Here is a 13,790-nt window from a genome sequence, read left to right as displayed (position 1 = left end):
TGTGGTGACAGTGGAGGGTCCACGGTGGGACCAGGACGAGCTGACGGTGGGCCAGGTGGCCCGGCGGGCGGGGGTGGCGGTCAGCGCCCTGCACTTCTACGAGCGGCAGGGGCTGATCCGCTCCCGCCGGACCAGTGGCAACCAGCGGCGTTACCGGCGGGACACGCTGCGCCGGATCGCGCTCGTCCGGGTGGCCCAGCGGGTGGGCATCCCGTTGTCCGAGGTCGCCGAGGTGCTCGCGTTGTTGCCGGAGGGACGGACACCGAACCGGGAGGACTGGCAGCGGATCTCCGAGCGGTGGCACCACGAGCTCAGTGAGCGCATCCGGTACCTGGAGCAGTTGCGGGACGACTTCACCGACTGCGTCGGCTGCGGGTGCCTGTCGCTGGACCGGTGCGCCCTGGCCAATCCGAGGGATGTGTGCGGGCAGGAGGGCAGTGGTCCCCAGCGGCTGCGGGGGTGTTCGGTGTTCCCGGCGGGGTTGCGGGGACCGTCCGAGTGCTGAACGGCCGGGGCGGGGAGAGCGTGGAGTGGACCGCGCCCGGGAAGGGAACGGGGCCCGGTCGCCGGGGGCGGGGTCCGACGGGGCGCGGGGTGGCCGGGTGGGCGGGCCCCGGGGCGGCGCGCCCTGGTCCACGCCGTCCCCGGTGGCGCAGCGTCGGCGTTGACGGGCTCGGCCACCACCTGCCCGTGCCGGGCGGCGGACCGGAGGAGGTCACGGTCCCGCGCGGCGGGATCGCCGGGGCGGCGGGGCTCAGCGGGCGGGGGCGGAGCCGAGGACGACGGTGGCCGTCGCGTCCGGGGAGCGGGCGGCGGTGGCGTCGAGCCCGTCCGCCCGCAGGATGGCGACCGCGGGCCCGGCCTGCCGGTCGCTGGTCTCGACGAGCAGGTGACCGCCGGGGGACAACCACTCCTCGGCCCGCGCGCTGACCCGGCGCAGCAGGTCGAGGCCGTCGCCGCCGCCGTCGAGCGCGGCCCGGGCCTCGTGCAACCTGGCCTCCGGTGGGAGCAGGGCGATCTCCCGGGTCGGGACGTAGGGGACGTTGGCCAGCAGGACGTCCACGCGGCCGCGCAACCCGGCGGGCAGCGGGGCGTAGAGGTCCCCCAGGAACACCTGGCCGTCGAGGTCGGCGAGGTTGTCCCGGGCGCAGGACACGGCGGCGGGATCGATGTCGCTGGCGTGGACGCGGATCCCGGGACGCCGCGTGGCCAGGGCCAGTCCCAGCGCGCCCGACCCGCAGCACAGGTCCACCACGACGCTGCCGGGACCGGTCACCTCGGCGGCGCGGTCGACGAGGAACTCGGTGCGGCGTCGGGGGACGAACACGCCGGGGGCCACCCGCACGCGGCATCCGGCGAACTCGGCCCAGCCGAGCAGGTGTTCGAGGGGCAGGCCGGCGACCCGGCGGCGGAGGAGGGCGTCCAGGTGCGCCGGGGTGCGGGCGGCGTCTCGCAGCAGGCGGGCCTCGTCCTCGGCGAACACGCAGCCGGCCTCCCGCAGCGCGTCGACGACGGGATCGGAGGGGGGTGGGGTCGGCGTGTTCGGCACAGGGCGCCTCCGGTCTGCCGAGCGGGTGGGCCTCACCCCGCCGGACGCCGGCCCGGTCGGGCCACCGGCACTCGTCGAGTTGATCTTCGTGCGGGGGCAACTCTACTCCGGGGGTGGCCTCGGGCGGGCGCGTGTGTGGACCGTACTGGGTTTGTTGGAGGCCCTGCACCCCAGGAAGGATGAGGAGCATGGGTTCCGCGAAGAAATACCCCCAGGAGTTGCGGCGACGCGCGGTGGAGATGGTCCGTGAACTGGAGGGGCAGTGGGGACCCGGACGTGGAGCCATCGCCCGGGTAGCCGACCAACTCGGAGTGCACCCCGAGGCCTTGCGGTACTGGGTCCGCAGCGGTGAACCCAGCACCCACACCGGCTCGGCGGACTCCACGAATACCGGGGAGTCGGACCGGGACCGGATCGCACGGCTGGAACGGGAAAACGCCGAACTCCGCCGATCCAACGAAATCCTCAAGGCTGCCTCGGCTTTTTTCGCCCGGGAGATGGACCCCCGCCCACCGAGCTGACCGAGTTCGTCGACCACCACCGGGACCGGTTCCCCGTGGAAGTATCCTGCCGCACAGTAGGGCTGAGCGTGTCCACCTACTACGCGATTCGCAACCGACGGACGAACCCCTCCGCCCGGCACCGCCGCGACCGGGAACTCGTTACGGTGATCCGCCGGATTTGGGAGGACTCGCACCGGCTCTACGGGGCACGCAAGATCTGGGCGGCACTGCACCGCCAAGGCGTGACCGTGGCCCGCTGCACCGTGGAACGGCTGATGCGGTCCGAGGCCATGACCGGGCTGGTCACCCGGTCCCGCCGGCCGCGGTCGATGCTGCCCGGGCAGGTCGAGGGCCAGCCCGGTGACCTGGTCGAGCGGGTGTTCCGGGCACCGAGGCCGAACCGGTTGTGGGTCACGGATCTGACCTACGTTCGGCTCGGGGAGAGTCGGTTCGTGTATTCGGCGTTGGTCGTGGACGCGTTCTCGCGGGCGATTGTGGGGTGGCAGGTGTCGGATACCGCTGATACGTCGCTGGCGTTGGATGCGTTGGATATGGCGCTGTGGGCGCGGAGGAGTCGTCTGTCTCCTGGTTTGGTGGCTCATTCCGACCGGGGGGTGCAGTACACGGCGTTGCGTTACAGTCAGCGGTTGAGCCGGTCGGGGATCGCGCGGTCGGTTGGGCGTCGGGGTGATTCCTACGATAATGCGCTGGCGGAGTCGGTCAACGCGTTGTACAAGAAGGAGCTGATTTACCGGAAAGGCCCGTGGAAGGGGGTTGCGGACGTCCGCGCTGCTACTGCGGAGTGGATTCACTGGTACAATCACCACAGGCTGCATAGTTGGTGTGGGAATAGGCCACCGTTGGAGTACGAGGAACGACACTGGCGACAGGCCACAGCGGTCTGAACGCACACGAGCGTGGGAGGCACGGCCTCCAACACCACCGGGGCGGTCCACGTGTGGCGGGATGCCGACGCCGCCACCCCCGTGTCCTGGTGGGACGCGCGGGGCGGGGCCGTCGCCCCGGCGGGGCTGGCGGTCTCCCCGGCCCCGTCGAGGTCGGGGCGCCACTGGTCCTGCCCGGTGGCGGCCAGGGCGGGAGGCCGCCACCTGGGCGGACCACCGCCGCCGGGCGGGCCCGGGGCCGGGACGCGGCCGCCCTCGGGTGTCAGCTGCGCTCGCGGTCCGCCCAGTGCGAGGGCCGTCGCAGACCGGCGGGGAGCCGGGTGGCCGCGTCGCCCCGGGCCGCGTCGAGCTGGGCCTGGATGAGGAACACGCCGTGCCGCAGGTCGGCGCCGGAGAGGTCCGCGTCCCGCAGGTCGGCGCCGAGCAGGTCCGCCCACCGCAGATCCGCGCCGCGCAGGTCCGCGGCGATCAGGTAGGCCCCCCGCAGGGTGGCGCCCCGCAGGTCCGCCCGCCGCAGACGCGCCCCCATCAGGTCAGCGCCCCGGTGGTCGCGGCCGGCCACGGGTGCCTCGGCGCGGGCCAGGTCGCCGGCCCGCCCCAGCAGGGCACCGACCTCGGCTCGCAGCGCGGGCAGGTCCAGCCCCAGCAGGACCTCGGCGTCGGCGTCGGCCAGTGCGGTGGCCCGAGTGAGCACCGCGTCGAGGTCGGCGTGCACCGGGCGGGCGGCGGGCAGGGCCAGTGCGGCGGTGAGATACCAGCGCAGTTCGTTGAGCTGCCGCATCACCGGGAACACCGCGAACATGGGTCCGGCGACACCGGGGTCGCCCCGCCAGTCCCGCCCTCCGAAGGTGACCTGGGTGACCTGTTGGCCGGCTCCGAAGCAGTCGAAGACGGTGCACCCGGCGAACCCCCGGGGGCGGAGCTGGTCGTGGATGCCGCAGGCGTGGTCCACCCGCAGGTGGGAGCACGGTTGGCCGGCGTCCTTGCTCACCGCGAAGTCCTGGGAGGCGGTGAAGGGGAGCGCGACGCAGCACAACCCGACGCACCGTTGGCAGTCCGCGCGCAGGGTCGTCTCGGCGGCGGGTCCAGGCGTTGGTGGCTCTGCCACGGATGTTCCCCTCTCCCCGGCCGGGTTCGGGAGGCCGGCGTGGTGTCGCGGGGGAGTCTGGCAGTCGCCGGGTGTCCGGTCGGGGGCGGGGCGTCCTCGGTGGCCTGCCCCCGACCGGCGCGGTGCCTCAGCTCAGGTGCGCGTCCAGGACGGGGATCAGGGTTTCCTCCTCGTAGTCCAGATGGCCGAGCACCTCCCCGGTCAGCTGGTCCACCCGCTCCACCAGCTCGTCCCGGTCGAGGTCGGTGCGGTCCAGGACCGCCCGCAGTTCGGTGAGCGCGGCGGCGATCCGCTCGTGTTCCTCGTCCAACCGGTCCAGGACCGCACCCAACTCGGGGTGGCGGGCGCGCAGCGCCGGGAACAGGTGCTCGTCCTCCAACCGGTGGTGCGCGCCGAGCCCGGCGCACAGCGTCAGGCAGTTCATCCTCAGCTGGACCCCCAGGCCCGTGCCGGCCGAGGTGACCTCGGCGCGGACCAGGTCGAGTTCCCGGCGGAAGGCGTCGTGCACCATGCGCAGGCCCGCGCCGGCGGACGGCCAGGACGGCGGTCCGGGGAGTTCCCGCAGCGCCACCACGGGAATGGTGCGGGAGGTGTTCTCCTGGTACCGCGCCCATTCCGGGTCGGACTCGACGGCGCGGGCGAAGGCCGCGTCCCGTTCCGGGCCGCGCAGGACCTCGGCCTCCGCCTGGTAGGTGAACACCCCGTCCTCAACGGTCACCCGGGGGTGGGCGACGAGGTTGTGGAACCAGGCGGGGTGCCGGGGTGCTCCGCCGGCGGAGGCGATGACGAGGATGCGTTCTCCCCCGTCGGGCAGGTAGCCCAGGGGAACGGTGTGGGGGGCGCCGCTGCGCGCTCCGGTCGTGGTCAGCAGCAGGAGTCGGGTGCCGTCGACGGGGCCACCCACTCGGCCCTCGTTGGCGCGGAACTCCTCGATGATCGACGTCGTGACGTCAGGGGACGGGGACATGTGCGGTGTTCTCTCCCGGGGAGTCGAGGTGTGGCCGAGCGCCACACGGCAGGGGGCGGCCAGTGCGTGAACGCCCGACCCGGCGTGGCCTGGAGCGGCGGGGGGAGCCGGGTGGGGCGCGGGCGCGCGGTGTCGGTCCCGTGCGCGGGACGGGGGGAACGGCGCGCGGAGGGGTGGAGGATCGACGGCCACCGTGCGGGGACGACGGCGGGGGCCGGCGACGGAGAGGCGGGCGGAGCGCGCGCCCGCACCGTGCTCACGCCAGGGCCGGGAGCCCCACTCGTGATTGGCCCATGGCCGACCCGGCAGTCACGATCATCACACTAGTAGATGATGGCGACCACTCAATCGGGTGGGCCGTTCCGGTGTGGGTACTCGGAACAAGAAGGGATCGGGTGCTCCGGGGCGCCGTCCTGGGTCGGCCGGCGCGCCCAGCCCGAGCCGGCGTGGTGTCCGGGCGGGAGTGCTCACCCCCCGGGCTGGCGGTCGCGGACGCCGCGGGGCGGAGGAGCTGGTCACGGGATATTCGGTGGTCGGGGTGGGCCGCCGGGTGGCACACTCCGCCGGTGCCGAGCCCGCGGGTCGACCTCCTCCTCCGTCAGCTGGACATCGCCTGGGCGTTGTTCTCCCACCACGTCCGCGATCTCGACGATGCCACCTGCCTGTGGGAACCCGATCCCCACTGCTGGACGGTGCGACCCGACGAGCGGGGCCGGTGGCTGCCCGACTGGCAGGTGCCCGAACCCGACCCCGTCCCGGCCCAGACCATCGGGTGGATCACCTGGCACCTCGGCTACTGGTGGACCACCACCCTGGAGCACTGCTTCGGCGCGGGTGCCCCGGAGCGCACCGACATCACCTGGCCGGGTGGCGCGGTGGAGACCGTCGCCTGGCTTGATGATCTCCACCAGCGGTGGCGGGCGGAACTGGGGCGGCTGACCGAGGAGGACCTGGAGGCGACCGACCGGGTCGAGGGCCTGCCCTGGGGCCGCGGGCTGCGCTTGGTCGACATCGCCGGCTGGGTCACGGTGGAGCTGACGAAGAACGTCGCCGAGGTGGGTGCGGTCCGGCATTTGTGCGCCCTGCGGTCGGCCCGGTCGACTTCCCCACCGGGGTGAGCCGCCTCCGGTGCCCTCCCGCCGCTCACCGGGTCAGACCGCGCCCGCCGGAGACCGAGACCACCTCCCCGTTGACGTGGCCGTTGGCGGCGGAGCCCAGGTAGACGACGGTGGCGGCGATGTCCTCCGGGTAGGAGAGCCGCCCGGTCGGGGTGCGCCCCGCCTCGGCGTCGATGACCGCCTGGCCGTGGTCGGGCAGGGAGCGGACCCGGTCGGTCAGGGTGAAGCCGGGGCGGACGACGTTGGTCAGGATCCCGTGTCGGGCCTCCCGGGCGGCCATCACCCGGGCCACGCCCTCCAGCGCCGCCTTGGCCGCGGGGTAGGCCACCGGCCCGGGCAGCGGTTGGTCGACCAGGTCGGTGGAGATCACCACGATGCGTCCCCATCCGGCGGCGCGCATGTCGGGGAGCGCCTCGTCGACCAGGGCGACGGTCCCGGTGGTGTTGGCGGCGAACGAGGCGGCGAGCGCGCCGGCGGTGTCGGCCTCGCGGGGCGGCCAGGACACGGCGTTGGCCACGAGGACCGTGACCGCTCCCAGGTCGCGGCGGATGCGCCGCGCCGCCCGCGTGATCGAGGCGGGGTCGGTGAGGTCGAGGTGGACGGCGAGGGCCGTTCCCCCCTCCTGCTCGATCGTCTCCACCAGGGCCCGCGCCTCGGTCTCCGCCTGGTACCAGGTGGCGGCGACCAGTGCTCCCTCGCGGGCGAGGGTCCTCGCGGTGGCGTGGCCGATGGCTCCGGAGGCTCCCGTGACGAGTGCGACGCGGCGGTCGAGTCCGAGGTCCATGCGCACCCCAATTAGTTAGTCGACTTATGGTTAGCCGACTATATACCGGTAGGATGCCGCGGTGGAACCGAGTGCGGCGATCCGGATCAACCGGACCCTGAACAAACTCAGCAAGCTCTACCGGGCCGCCAAGGCGCGGCGACTCGCCGAGCTCGGGCTGCATCCCGGCCAGGACGTGCTGCTGTGGATCCTCGCCAGGGAACGGCACGGCATGACCGTCTCGGAACTCGCCGCGCGCCTGGGCGTCGAACCGCCCACCGCCACCCGCAGCCTCGCCCGCCTGGAGGACGGCGGCTGGTTCCGCCGGGAACCGGTCGCCACCGACCGGCGGCAGGTCCGCATCGTGGTCACCGACGCCGGGCGAGCCCTCGTCCCCGAGATCGAACGGGCCTGGGCCGACCTCGCCGAGCACACCCTCGGTGACCTCGACCCGGCCGACCGGGAGACCGCCCTCACCGTCCTCGACCAGGCGACCAGCCGGCTGCGGAACCTCGTCGGGGATGCCGCGCTCACCGAGGACTGAACCCCGCGACACCCCGCGCCCCGCCGCCGTCCCGGAACCCCCAGCGGAACCCGGCGGGTACGCGCGGCACCGCGAGGGCACGGCCGACACGGCGGAACACCACCAGAGGCCACCACGAACAGGACCGAACCTGACCTGATCCCCTCCTACCGTCCTCCCCATGACGACCACCACCCCCACCGAGGGCCTGCCCCGCTACGTCGCCGTGACCTTCGACTGCGCCGACCCGGCCGCCCTCGCCCGCTTCTACCACCAGGCACTGGGACTGCCGGTCATCCACTCCAGCGACCACTTCGTGCTCCTCGGTGTCCACGGTGGCCCGGACCTGGGCTTCACCCGCGTGGAGGACTACCAGCCGCCGACCTGGCCAGCACCCGCCCGGGGAAAGCAGGCCCACCTCGAGCTGGGCGTCGAGGACCTCGACGGCGCACGGGACCGGCTGGTCGCGCTGGGCGCGGTCGAGGCCGTGGACCAACCCGCGCCGGACCGGTGGCGCGTCCTGCTGGACCCCGCCGGCCACCCGTTCTGCCTGTCCACCCTCGTCTGAGCCCGTGCGGCCTTCTCCCCCCGCACACCCGGAGAAGGCCGCCCACACACGCGCGACCCCGCGGACCACGCCCGAGGCGGACCAGCGGGAAGGGACACCCGCCCTGGCTGATCGTCGACGCCGTGCACCGCAACCACGGCGTCGACCCCGACCAGGGGACGGACGGGCGGGGTGGACGAACGCGGCCTGGCTCGCCGAGCGGCCCCTCATCCGGGTCGCCCACCGGTCCGGCCTCCTCCGGGAGTCCCGGCTCACCGCCGTCCTCCCCGCTGAGGTCGGCGCCCCGGGGAGCGTGACGCCGGCACCCCGTTCGGCCACGAGCGGGTCCCCCCGGTGAACGCCCGGAGCAACCAGGAGGAGGCCCTGGCCCACCCGCACCGCCGACCAGCGGCCGCACCCGCGCCACCAGGTCGACTCGCACGCCCAGGCACTCCACCGGATCGACCCGGCGCCGGCCCGGCCCCCGCTCCCGCCCGCGTTCCCCGTCGACCCCCCGACTCGGCGGCGGTGGTGAGCGCGGGGTTCGACCGGCTGGCCGCCACCGGGGCGCTCACCCAGGACCAGGTCAGGGCACCGGAGGGCACGATGGACCGGTAGCGGGCGGCCCTGCCGGCCGCTCTTCGCTGCTCGACCAGGGGACCGGAGGCCGCGCGAGCCCCGTGGGGTCAGGGCGGCACGGTGTCCCCCTCGACGTCGAGTCCCACGGTCCACGCTCCCGCGCGGGTCGATCTTCGGGGTCGTCACGGTCGCCTTCTCCACCAGCACCCCGGGCGGGGGAGGCGGGAGGCCCGGCGCCGCGGGCGGCTACCGCGTTCACCCGCGAGATCCGCACCGTCCCGACGAGGTCGCCGTCCTGCTGGGAAACGCGGTCATACCCGAACCCCGGTGTGGCCGAGCACGAACGCGCGCCCGACACCGAGGGCACCCTCGCCCTGATGGAGCCCTGCCACCCGCTCACCGGGCTCGCCGCCGGGGACGGCCGCCTCGCCCCGCTCCCGGGGAACCCGGGATCACCCCTGGCGCGCCCGCGGATCGGGTGAGTGGGCGGGCGGCCCGGGGCGGTCGGGACGGGCGGTTCCGCCGCGCACCACCGGCACACACCGCCGACCGCCGCCCCGATCGGGTGAGGGAGGGGCGGTGCGGTCGGGGGAAGCACGGGAAACGGGGTGCCTCCCGGCGGCGGGTTTTGCCAGGGTGAGCGGATGAACCCCCAGCACGAACCGGCCCCGGCCGGGCACCACCACGCACCCGCGGCCCCCATCACCACACCGGTGACGGCGAGCCTGGTGCGCGGCGCCCTCGACCTGGAACACGGCCAGTACGGCCTGCTGCCCCACCGCCTCCCGGCCTGGGCCCGCGCCCAGATCCCCGACCAGCACCTGGGGCTGGCCGAGGCCAGGCCCGCCGGCGTCCGGCTGGCGTTCCGCACCCGCGCCACCACCCTGGAACTCGACGCGCACCGGACGACGACCCGCTACGCCGGGATGGCCGATCTCGCGCTCCCCGAGGGTGTCTACGACCTCGTCGTGGACGGCGGGCTGACCGCGCGGGGCGTCCTGTCCGGCGGTGACGTCCTGACCCTGGACCCCTCCACCGGTGACACGAGCACCGTGCCCGGACCCGTGGGCACCGTCCGGTTCACCGACCTCCCCGACAGGGTCAAGGACGTCGAGATCTGGTTGCCGCACACCGAGATCACCCAACTCGTCGCGTTGCGCAGTGACGCGCCCCTCGACGCCAGCCCGGGACAGGGCCGCAGGGTGTGGCTGCACCACGGCAGCTCGATCAGCCACGGCTCCAACGCGGCCAGCCCCACCTCCACCTGGCCGGCCGTGGCCGCCTCCCTCGGCGGGGTGGACCTCGTCAACCTCGGATTCGGCGGCGGAGCGCTGCTGGACCCCTTCACCGCGCGCAGCATGCGGGACACCCCCGCCGACCTGATCAGCGTCAAGATCGGCATCAACCTCGTCAACGTCGACCTGATGCGACTGCGGGCCTTCACCCCGGCGGTGGACGGCTTCCTCGACACCCTGCGGGAGGGCCACCCGGGCATCCCCCTGCTGGTGATCTCCCCGCTGCTCTGCCCCCTGCACGAGGACACCCCCGGTCCCCTGGTGCCCGACTCGAGCTCGGGCACCCTGGCGTTCCGTGCCCTGGGTGACCCGGCCGAGCGGACCGCCGGCAAGCTCACGCTCACCGTGATCCGCGACGAACTCGCGCGCGTCGTCAGCCGCCGCGCGGCCCAGGACCCGCACCTGCACTACCTCGACGGGCTCGACCTCTACGGCAGGGGGGACGCCGAGGACCTCCCTCTGCCCGACGGTCTCCACCCGGACACCGCGACGCACCACCGGATCGGCGAGCGGTTCGCCGCCCGCGTCTTCGGAGCCGGCGGCCCCTTCGCCGCCGCCGGCTGACCCCGGCTATCCCGCCGGCGGCAGTGGTCGAGGGAGCCGAGGGGCGCGCGGGTGGTGGGCCGGCCGGGCCGGCCACGAGGCGACACCCCTCGACGACCCGACCGGTGGGGTCGCGCCCGCGTCACCGCGCCCCCGTGCCCACCGGCCGGTAGCGGGCCGAGCTGCTCAGCGCTCCTCGGGCAGCAGGGGGAGGAGCTGCACGAGGGCGGCCACCGGCACGCCCCCCGAGGGGCGGGAGGGGGAGGGACGGGCACGCTCCCGATACCTCGCCACGAGGCGGCGCATCGACGCGGCCAGGTCCGCCGCCTCCTCGGGACACAGGTGCAGGACGGCGGTGAACGACGCGGCGTCCGGTGTCGACGGCTCGGCCACCTCCCGGTGCCGCGACCCACCCGGGTCCTCCGCCGCCACCCCGTCCTTCGACGGCAGGGTGGCGGTGCGCCTCGGGTGCGGGTCGGGATCCTCAGTCGGGCCCCAGCGCAACCGCCAGGGCCGGGCACGTCCGTCGTCGGAGGGCACCTCCTCGATGAGGCCGTGCCGGGCGAGCTGGCGGAGGTGGAAGGAGCAGACGCCGGAGCTGCGGCCCAGGCGGGCCCCGGCCTCGCTCGAGGTGAGACTGCCGTGCTCGGCGAGCAGGTCCAGCAGGGCGACCCGCACCGGGTGGTCGGGCAGGCTGCGCCGGGAGCGGCGCCTGCCCCCGCCTGGTGTGGAGGGAGACCTCGGATCAACGTCCATTTTGCAAAGTCTGCTACTTTGCAGAATGTTCGATCACGGCGGCCCCCCGCCCGGTGGTGTCCCACGGGACGCGGAGGAGCCGCCCAGGGAGCAGGGAAGGCGCCGGTGCACGATGGATGTCCAGGCAGGGGCGGCACGGGACCGACGAGTGCGACTGCGGGGAATCCCCGTGGACTCCTACCCCCGCGTTCCGCCCGAGGTCGAGCGGGGCGCGGTCCGTCGCATCACCGTGGTGGGTGAGGAGGTGCTGCGGCGCCCGTGCCGTGAGGTCACCGAGTTCGGCACCGCCGCACTCGCCCAGCTGGTGGACGACATGTTCGCCAGCAACCAGGCGGCCGAGGGCGCGGCCCTGGCCGCCAACCAGGTCGGCGTGGACCTGCGGGTGTTCGTGTGGGACATGACCGACGAGTGGGGGATCTGCCACGTCGGCCACATCCTCAACCCCGTCCTCGACGAGATCCCGGCCGACCAGCGGCGGCTGGTCGAGGAACCCGAGGGCTGCCTGTCGGTGCCCGGGCCCTACCGGGTGGTGGCCCGCCCCGACCGGGTGGTGGCCCGAGGCCAGGACCTGGACGGAAACCCCCTGGTCATCGAGGGCAGGGGCTACTTCGCCCGGTGTCTGCGCCACGAGACCGACCACCTCAACGGTCAGCTGTACCTGGACAGGCTGTCCGGGAGGGAACGGAAATCCGCTCTGCGGGAGATGGCCGCCTCCCAGGACCGGGTCTTCGCCCGACGGGCCGCCCTGGCCGCGGCGATGGGCAAATGAGGACAGCGCCGCCTCGCCCCCGGCCCGGCGCCCGCCGCGACCCGACCGGAACCCCCGGCGGAGAAGGGACACCGCCCCCGGTCGCTGGTCCTGGCACCCACCACCCAGCCCAGCGGGGTGGAGATGCGGCCCGTCGGGGAGAGCGGCCGACCACTCGTCCCGACGCGGACGGCGGCCGCGCCCCAACGGCCCGTCCCCGGCCCTACCGCGCGGAAGGTGCGGGCCGTGAACATCCGGGGCCACCTCCCGTGCGGCCGATCTCATCAGTAGGCCGCGGTGACCTGGCGATCCCCGCTGGGGTTCTCCAGTTCGTCCAGCACGGCCACCGCGAGGTCCTCCGCCGAAATCCGGGAAGTTCCATCGGCGGCCGTGACCAGTGTGGTGGTGCCACGCCGGTACCCACCGGTCCGACGGCCGGGTTCGAGCAACGCGGGCGGGCTCAGGTAGACCCAGTCGGCGGGGTGGACCCGGCAGGCGGCCAGCTGCGCGATGCTGGCGCCGGCGATGGCGCGCACGGCTGGCGGCACGTACCGCGCGTCGTCGAACACCAGGCCACCGGACGGCCCTCGCAGCGGAGCGGAACCGCCGATGACCAGGACACGGGCGCCGGTCGCCTCGGCGGCGTCCAGCAGCGCCGTGGTGGTCGCGGTGACGGTGTCCTCCGCACCCGGGGCGGGTCGGGTGGCGCCGACCACCGCGTCGGCACCCTCGAACACCCCGGTCATGCGGTCGACATCGGTCACATCGCCGTGCGTGATCTCCACCTGCGCGGGCAGGTGTTCGGGACGCGTCTCCCGGAACACGGCGGTGACGTGGTGGCCCCGCTCGACGGCTTCGGTCACGACACGGGAACCGGCCATCCCGGCGGCTCCGACCACGATGATCCTCATGAGGTGGTTTCCTTTCGCTTGACTGTCCGAACGAGGTTCGGGGTGGCCTGGCTCGCCACGATCGCGGCCAGGCAGAGCGCGAACCCGACCAGTTGGAGGGGGCCGAGGAGCTCACCGAGCAGGACCGCCCCCAGCAGGGCCGCCACCAGCGGCGAGAGCAGGGTGAGCACGGCCACCGAGGTCACCGGGAGTGCCGTGATGCCCCGGAACCACAGGATGTAGGCGAGGAGCCCGCCCGGCAGGCCCAGCCAGAGGTAGCCGAGCACGGCGGGGGTGTCGACCGGTGGCGGCGGGCCCTCGACCAGCAGCATGAGGGGTACCAGGAACAGACCACCGGCCGCGAGCTGCCAACCCGCGAACGCGGTCGCACCCACACCGGCCGGTCGTCCCCACCGTTTGGTCAACGTCACCCCGAACGCCATCGCCGCCGCACCGCCCAGACCCGCGAGGAGCCCGACCGCGTCGAACACCGCGTCCGGACCGAGGACCACCAGGCCCACCCCCGCGACCCCCGCGACCCCCCACCCGATGCCCCGGACCGACGGGGCCTGCCGGAGCACCACCACCGCGAGGACCGCCACGACCAGCGGCTGGGCCGCGGCCAGGGTGGCGGCCACCCCGCCGGGAAGGCGCTCGGCGGCCACGAACAGCAGGGGGAGGAACACCCCGATGTTGAGCACCCCCAACACCGCCGCCCGCATCCACCACACCCCACGCGGCAGCGCGCGAGTGATCGCCAACGCGACCAGCCCAGCCGGCAGGGCGCGCACGACGCCCGCGAACAGCGGATGGCCCGGGGGCAGCAGTTCGGTGGTGACCACGTAGGTCGTCCCCCACACCGCGGGCGCGAACGCCGTCGTGACGACACCCGCGACACCGGCCGCCGCGGGCACCGTGATCAGGTTTCTCACGACGACCAGCATCACCGCCGACGATCAATGAGTCCAACACATGGTTGTCATGGCATTGATCGAC

At 74.2% G+C, this 13,790-nt stretch carries 15 protein-coding genes; 8 read left to right on the top strand and 7 right to left on the bottom strand.

What is annotated here, in order from left to right; translation table 11 throughout:
• The first annotated feature begins 1 nt into the window (after position 1).
• Positions 2-505 carry a redox-sensitive transcriptional activator SoxR gene (soxR, locus tag ACOJVX_RS13310; protein ID WP_272481004.1) on the top strand — a complete coding sequence of 168 codons (504 nt, stop codon included), beginning with the start codon at positions 2-4 and terminating at the stop codon, positions 503-505.
• A gap of 249 nt (positions 506-754) precedes the next feature.
• Here soxR and ACOJVX_RS13305 read toward each other — a convergent pair whose 3' ends face one another.
• Complete coding sequence (locus tag ACOJVX_RS13305; RefSeq protein WP_030106943.1) at positions 755-1,549, bottom strand: putative protein N(5)-glutamine methyltransferase; 795 nt, start codon at positions 1,547-1,549, stop codon at positions 755-757.
• A gap of 188 nt (positions 1,550-1,737) precedes the next feature.
• Between ACOJVX_RS13305 and ACOJVX_RS13300 the strand changes: the two genes are divergently transcribed.
• Both ACOJVX_RS13300 and ACOJVX_RS13295 read left to right on the top strand, forming a co-directional pair.
• On the top strand, positions 1,738-2,070 hold the full coding sequence (locus tag ACOJVX_RS13300) for a transposase (RefSeq protein ID WP_030106222.1): 333 nt from the start codon (positions 1,738-1,740) through the stop codon (positions 2,068-2,070).
• Between the two features lie 35 nt (positions 2,071-2,105).
• Positions 2,106-2,957, top strand: coding sequence for an IS3 family transposase (locus ACOJVX_RS13295; protein WP_422646788.1), 852 nt, complete (start codon positions 2,106-2,108; stop codon positions 2,955-2,957).
• Between the two features lie 262 nt (positions 2,958-3,219).
• On the opposite strand, the gene ACOJVX_RS13290 is transcribed toward ACOJVX_RS13295, so the two are convergent.
• Together ACOJVX_RS13290 and ACOJVX_RS13285 are read right to left on the bottom strand one after the other, a co-directional pair.
• Positions 3,220-4,065: a pentapeptide repeat-containing protein gene (locus ACOJVX_RS13290; RefSeq protein ID WP_418155688.1), complete on the bottom strand. Its 846-nt coding sequence runs from the start codon at positions 4,063-4,065 to the stop codon at positions 3,220-3,222.
• A 127-nt stretch (positions 4,066-4,192) separates the two neighbouring features.
• The gene (locus ACOJVX_RS13285) at positions 4,193-5,032 is read right to left on the bottom strand and encodes a nitroreductase/quinone reductase family protein (protein WP_418155689.1); all 840 of its coding nucleotides are present in this window, start codon (positions 5,030-5,032) and stop codon (positions 4,193-4,195) included.
• A gap of 566 nt (positions 5,033-5,598) precedes the next feature.
• Between ACOJVX_RS13285 and ACOJVX_RS13280 the strand changes: the two genes are divergently transcribed.
• Entirely contained in the window at positions 5,599-6,150 is a 552-nt protein-coding gene (locus tag ACOJVX_RS13280) for a DinB family protein (protein ID WP_016697945.1), read from the top strand.
• Between the two features lie 25 nt (positions 6,151-6,175).
• Here ACOJVX_RS13280 and ACOJVX_RS13275 read toward each other — a convergent pair whose 3' ends face one another.
• Entirely contained in the window at positions 6,176-6,934 is a 759-nt protein-coding gene (locus ACOJVX_RS13275; protein ID WP_016697944.1) for an SDR family NAD(P)-dependent oxidoreductase, read from the bottom strand.
• Between the two features lie 61 nt (positions 6,935-6,995).
• Between ACOJVX_RS13275 and ACOJVX_RS13270 the strand changes: the two genes are divergently transcribed.
• The 3 genes from ACOJVX_RS13270 (at position 6,996) to ACOJVX_RS13260 (ending at position 10,421) form a co-directional block, all read left to right on the top strand.
• Positions 6,996-7,457: a MarR family winged helix-turn-helix transcriptional regulator gene (locus tag ACOJVX_RS13270; protein ID WP_030106938.1), complete on the top strand. Its 462-nt coding sequence runs from the start codon at positions 6,996-6,998 to the stop codon at positions 7,455-7,457.
• Between the two features lie 160 nt (positions 7,458-7,617).
• Positions 7,618-8,004: a VOC family protein gene (locus tag ACOJVX_RS13265; RefSeq protein ID WP_016697942.1), complete on the top strand. Its 387-nt coding sequence runs from the start codon at positions 7,618-7,620 to the stop codon at positions 8,002-8,004.
• Between the two features lie 1,202 nt (positions 8,005-9,206).
• The gene (locus tag ACOJVX_RS13260) at positions 9,207-10,421 is read left to right on the top strand and encodes a GDSL-type esterase/lipase family protein (RefSeq protein WP_422646787.1); all 1,215 of its coding nucleotides are present in this window, start codon (positions 9,207-9,209) and stop codon (positions 10,419-10,421) included.
• A gap of 165 nt (positions 10,422-10,586) precedes the next feature.
• Here the strand turns inward: ACOJVX_RS13260 and ACOJVX_RS13255 are convergent, their stop codons facing one another.
• On the bottom strand, positions 10,587-11,156 hold the full coding sequence (locus tag ACOJVX_RS13255; RefSeq protein WP_051313691.1) for a winged helix-turn-helix domain-containing protein: 570 nt from the start codon (positions 11,154-11,156) through the stop codon (positions 10,587-10,589).
• A 169-nt stretch (positions 11,157-11,325) separates the two neighbouring features.
• Here ACOJVX_RS13255 and def point away from each other — a divergent pair, with 169 nt between their 5' ends.
• Positions 11,326-11,925, top strand: a complete 600-nt coding sequence (def, locus tag ACOJVX_RS13250; protein ID WP_418155692.1) for a peptide deformylase — start codon at positions 11,326-11,328, stop codon at positions 11,923-11,925.
• 263 nt (positions 11,926-12,188) lie between these two features.
• Here the strand turns inward: def and ACOJVX_RS13245 are convergent, their stop codons facing one another.
• Positions 12,189-12,815 carry an NAD(P)-dependent oxidoreductase gene (locus ACOJVX_RS13245; RefSeq protein WP_016697936.1) on the bottom strand — a complete coding sequence of 209 codons (627 nt, stop codon included), beginning with the start codon at positions 12,813-12,815 and terminating at the stop codon, positions 12,189-12,191.
• Positions 12,812-13,738, bottom strand: coding sequence for an EamA family transporter (locus tag ACOJVX_RS13240; protein ID WP_081715330.1), 927 nt, complete (start codon positions 13,736-13,738; stop codon positions 12,812-12,814). Before ACOJVX_RS13240 ends, ACOJVX_RS13245 begins: the two co-directional genes overlap by 4 nt.
• Between the last annotated feature and the right edge of the window lie 52 nt (positions 13,739-13,790).

The sequence above is a fragment of the Actinoalloteichus caeruleus genome (genome assembly GCF_049311605.1).
Classification (GTDB): domain Bacteria; phylum Actinomycetota; class Actinomycetes; order Mycobacteriales; family Pseudonocardiaceae; genus Actinoalloteichus_B; species Actinoalloteichus_B caeruleus.
Note: the sequence above shows the minus strand (reverse complement) of the source record. Positions and strands in the feature narration are given on the sequence as shown.

Excerpts from the sequence above, each read along its gene's own strand:
- ACOJVX_RS13300 (WP_030106222.1), top strand. The coding sequence starts at position 1,738 with ATGGGTTCCGCGAAGAAATACCCCCAGGAGTTGCGGCGACGCGCGGTG.
- ACOJVX_RS13285 (WP_418155689.1), bottom strand. The coding sequence starts at position 5,032 with ATGTCCCCGTCCCCTGACGTCACGACGTCGATCATCGAGGAGTTCCGC.
- ACOJVX_RS13275 (WP_016697944.1), bottom strand. The coding sequence starts at position 6,934 with ATGGACCTCGGACTCGACCGCCGCGTCGCACTCGTCACGGGAGCCTCC.
- ACOJVX_RS13265 (WP_016697942.1), top strand. The coding sequence starts at position 7,618 with ATGACGACCACCACCCCCACCGAGGGCCTGCCCCGCTACGTCGCCGTG.
- ACOJVX_RS13260 (WP_422646787.1), top strand. The coding sequence starts at position 9,207 with ATGAACCCCCAGCACGAACCGGCCCCGGCCGGGCACCACCACGCACCC.
- ACOJVX_RS13255 (WP_051313691.1), bottom strand. The coding sequence starts at position 11,156 with ATGGACGTTGATCCGAGGTCTCCCTCCACACCAGGCGGGGGCAGGCGC.
- ACOJVX_RS13245 (WP_016697936.1), bottom strand. The coding sequence starts at position 12,815 with ATGAGGATCATCGTGGTCGGAGCCGCCGGGATGGCCGGTTCCCGTGTC.
- ACOJVX_RS13240 (WP_081715330.1), bottom strand. The coding sequence starts at position 13,738 with ATGCTGGTCGTCGTGAGAAACCTGATCACGGTGCCCGCGGCGGCCGGT.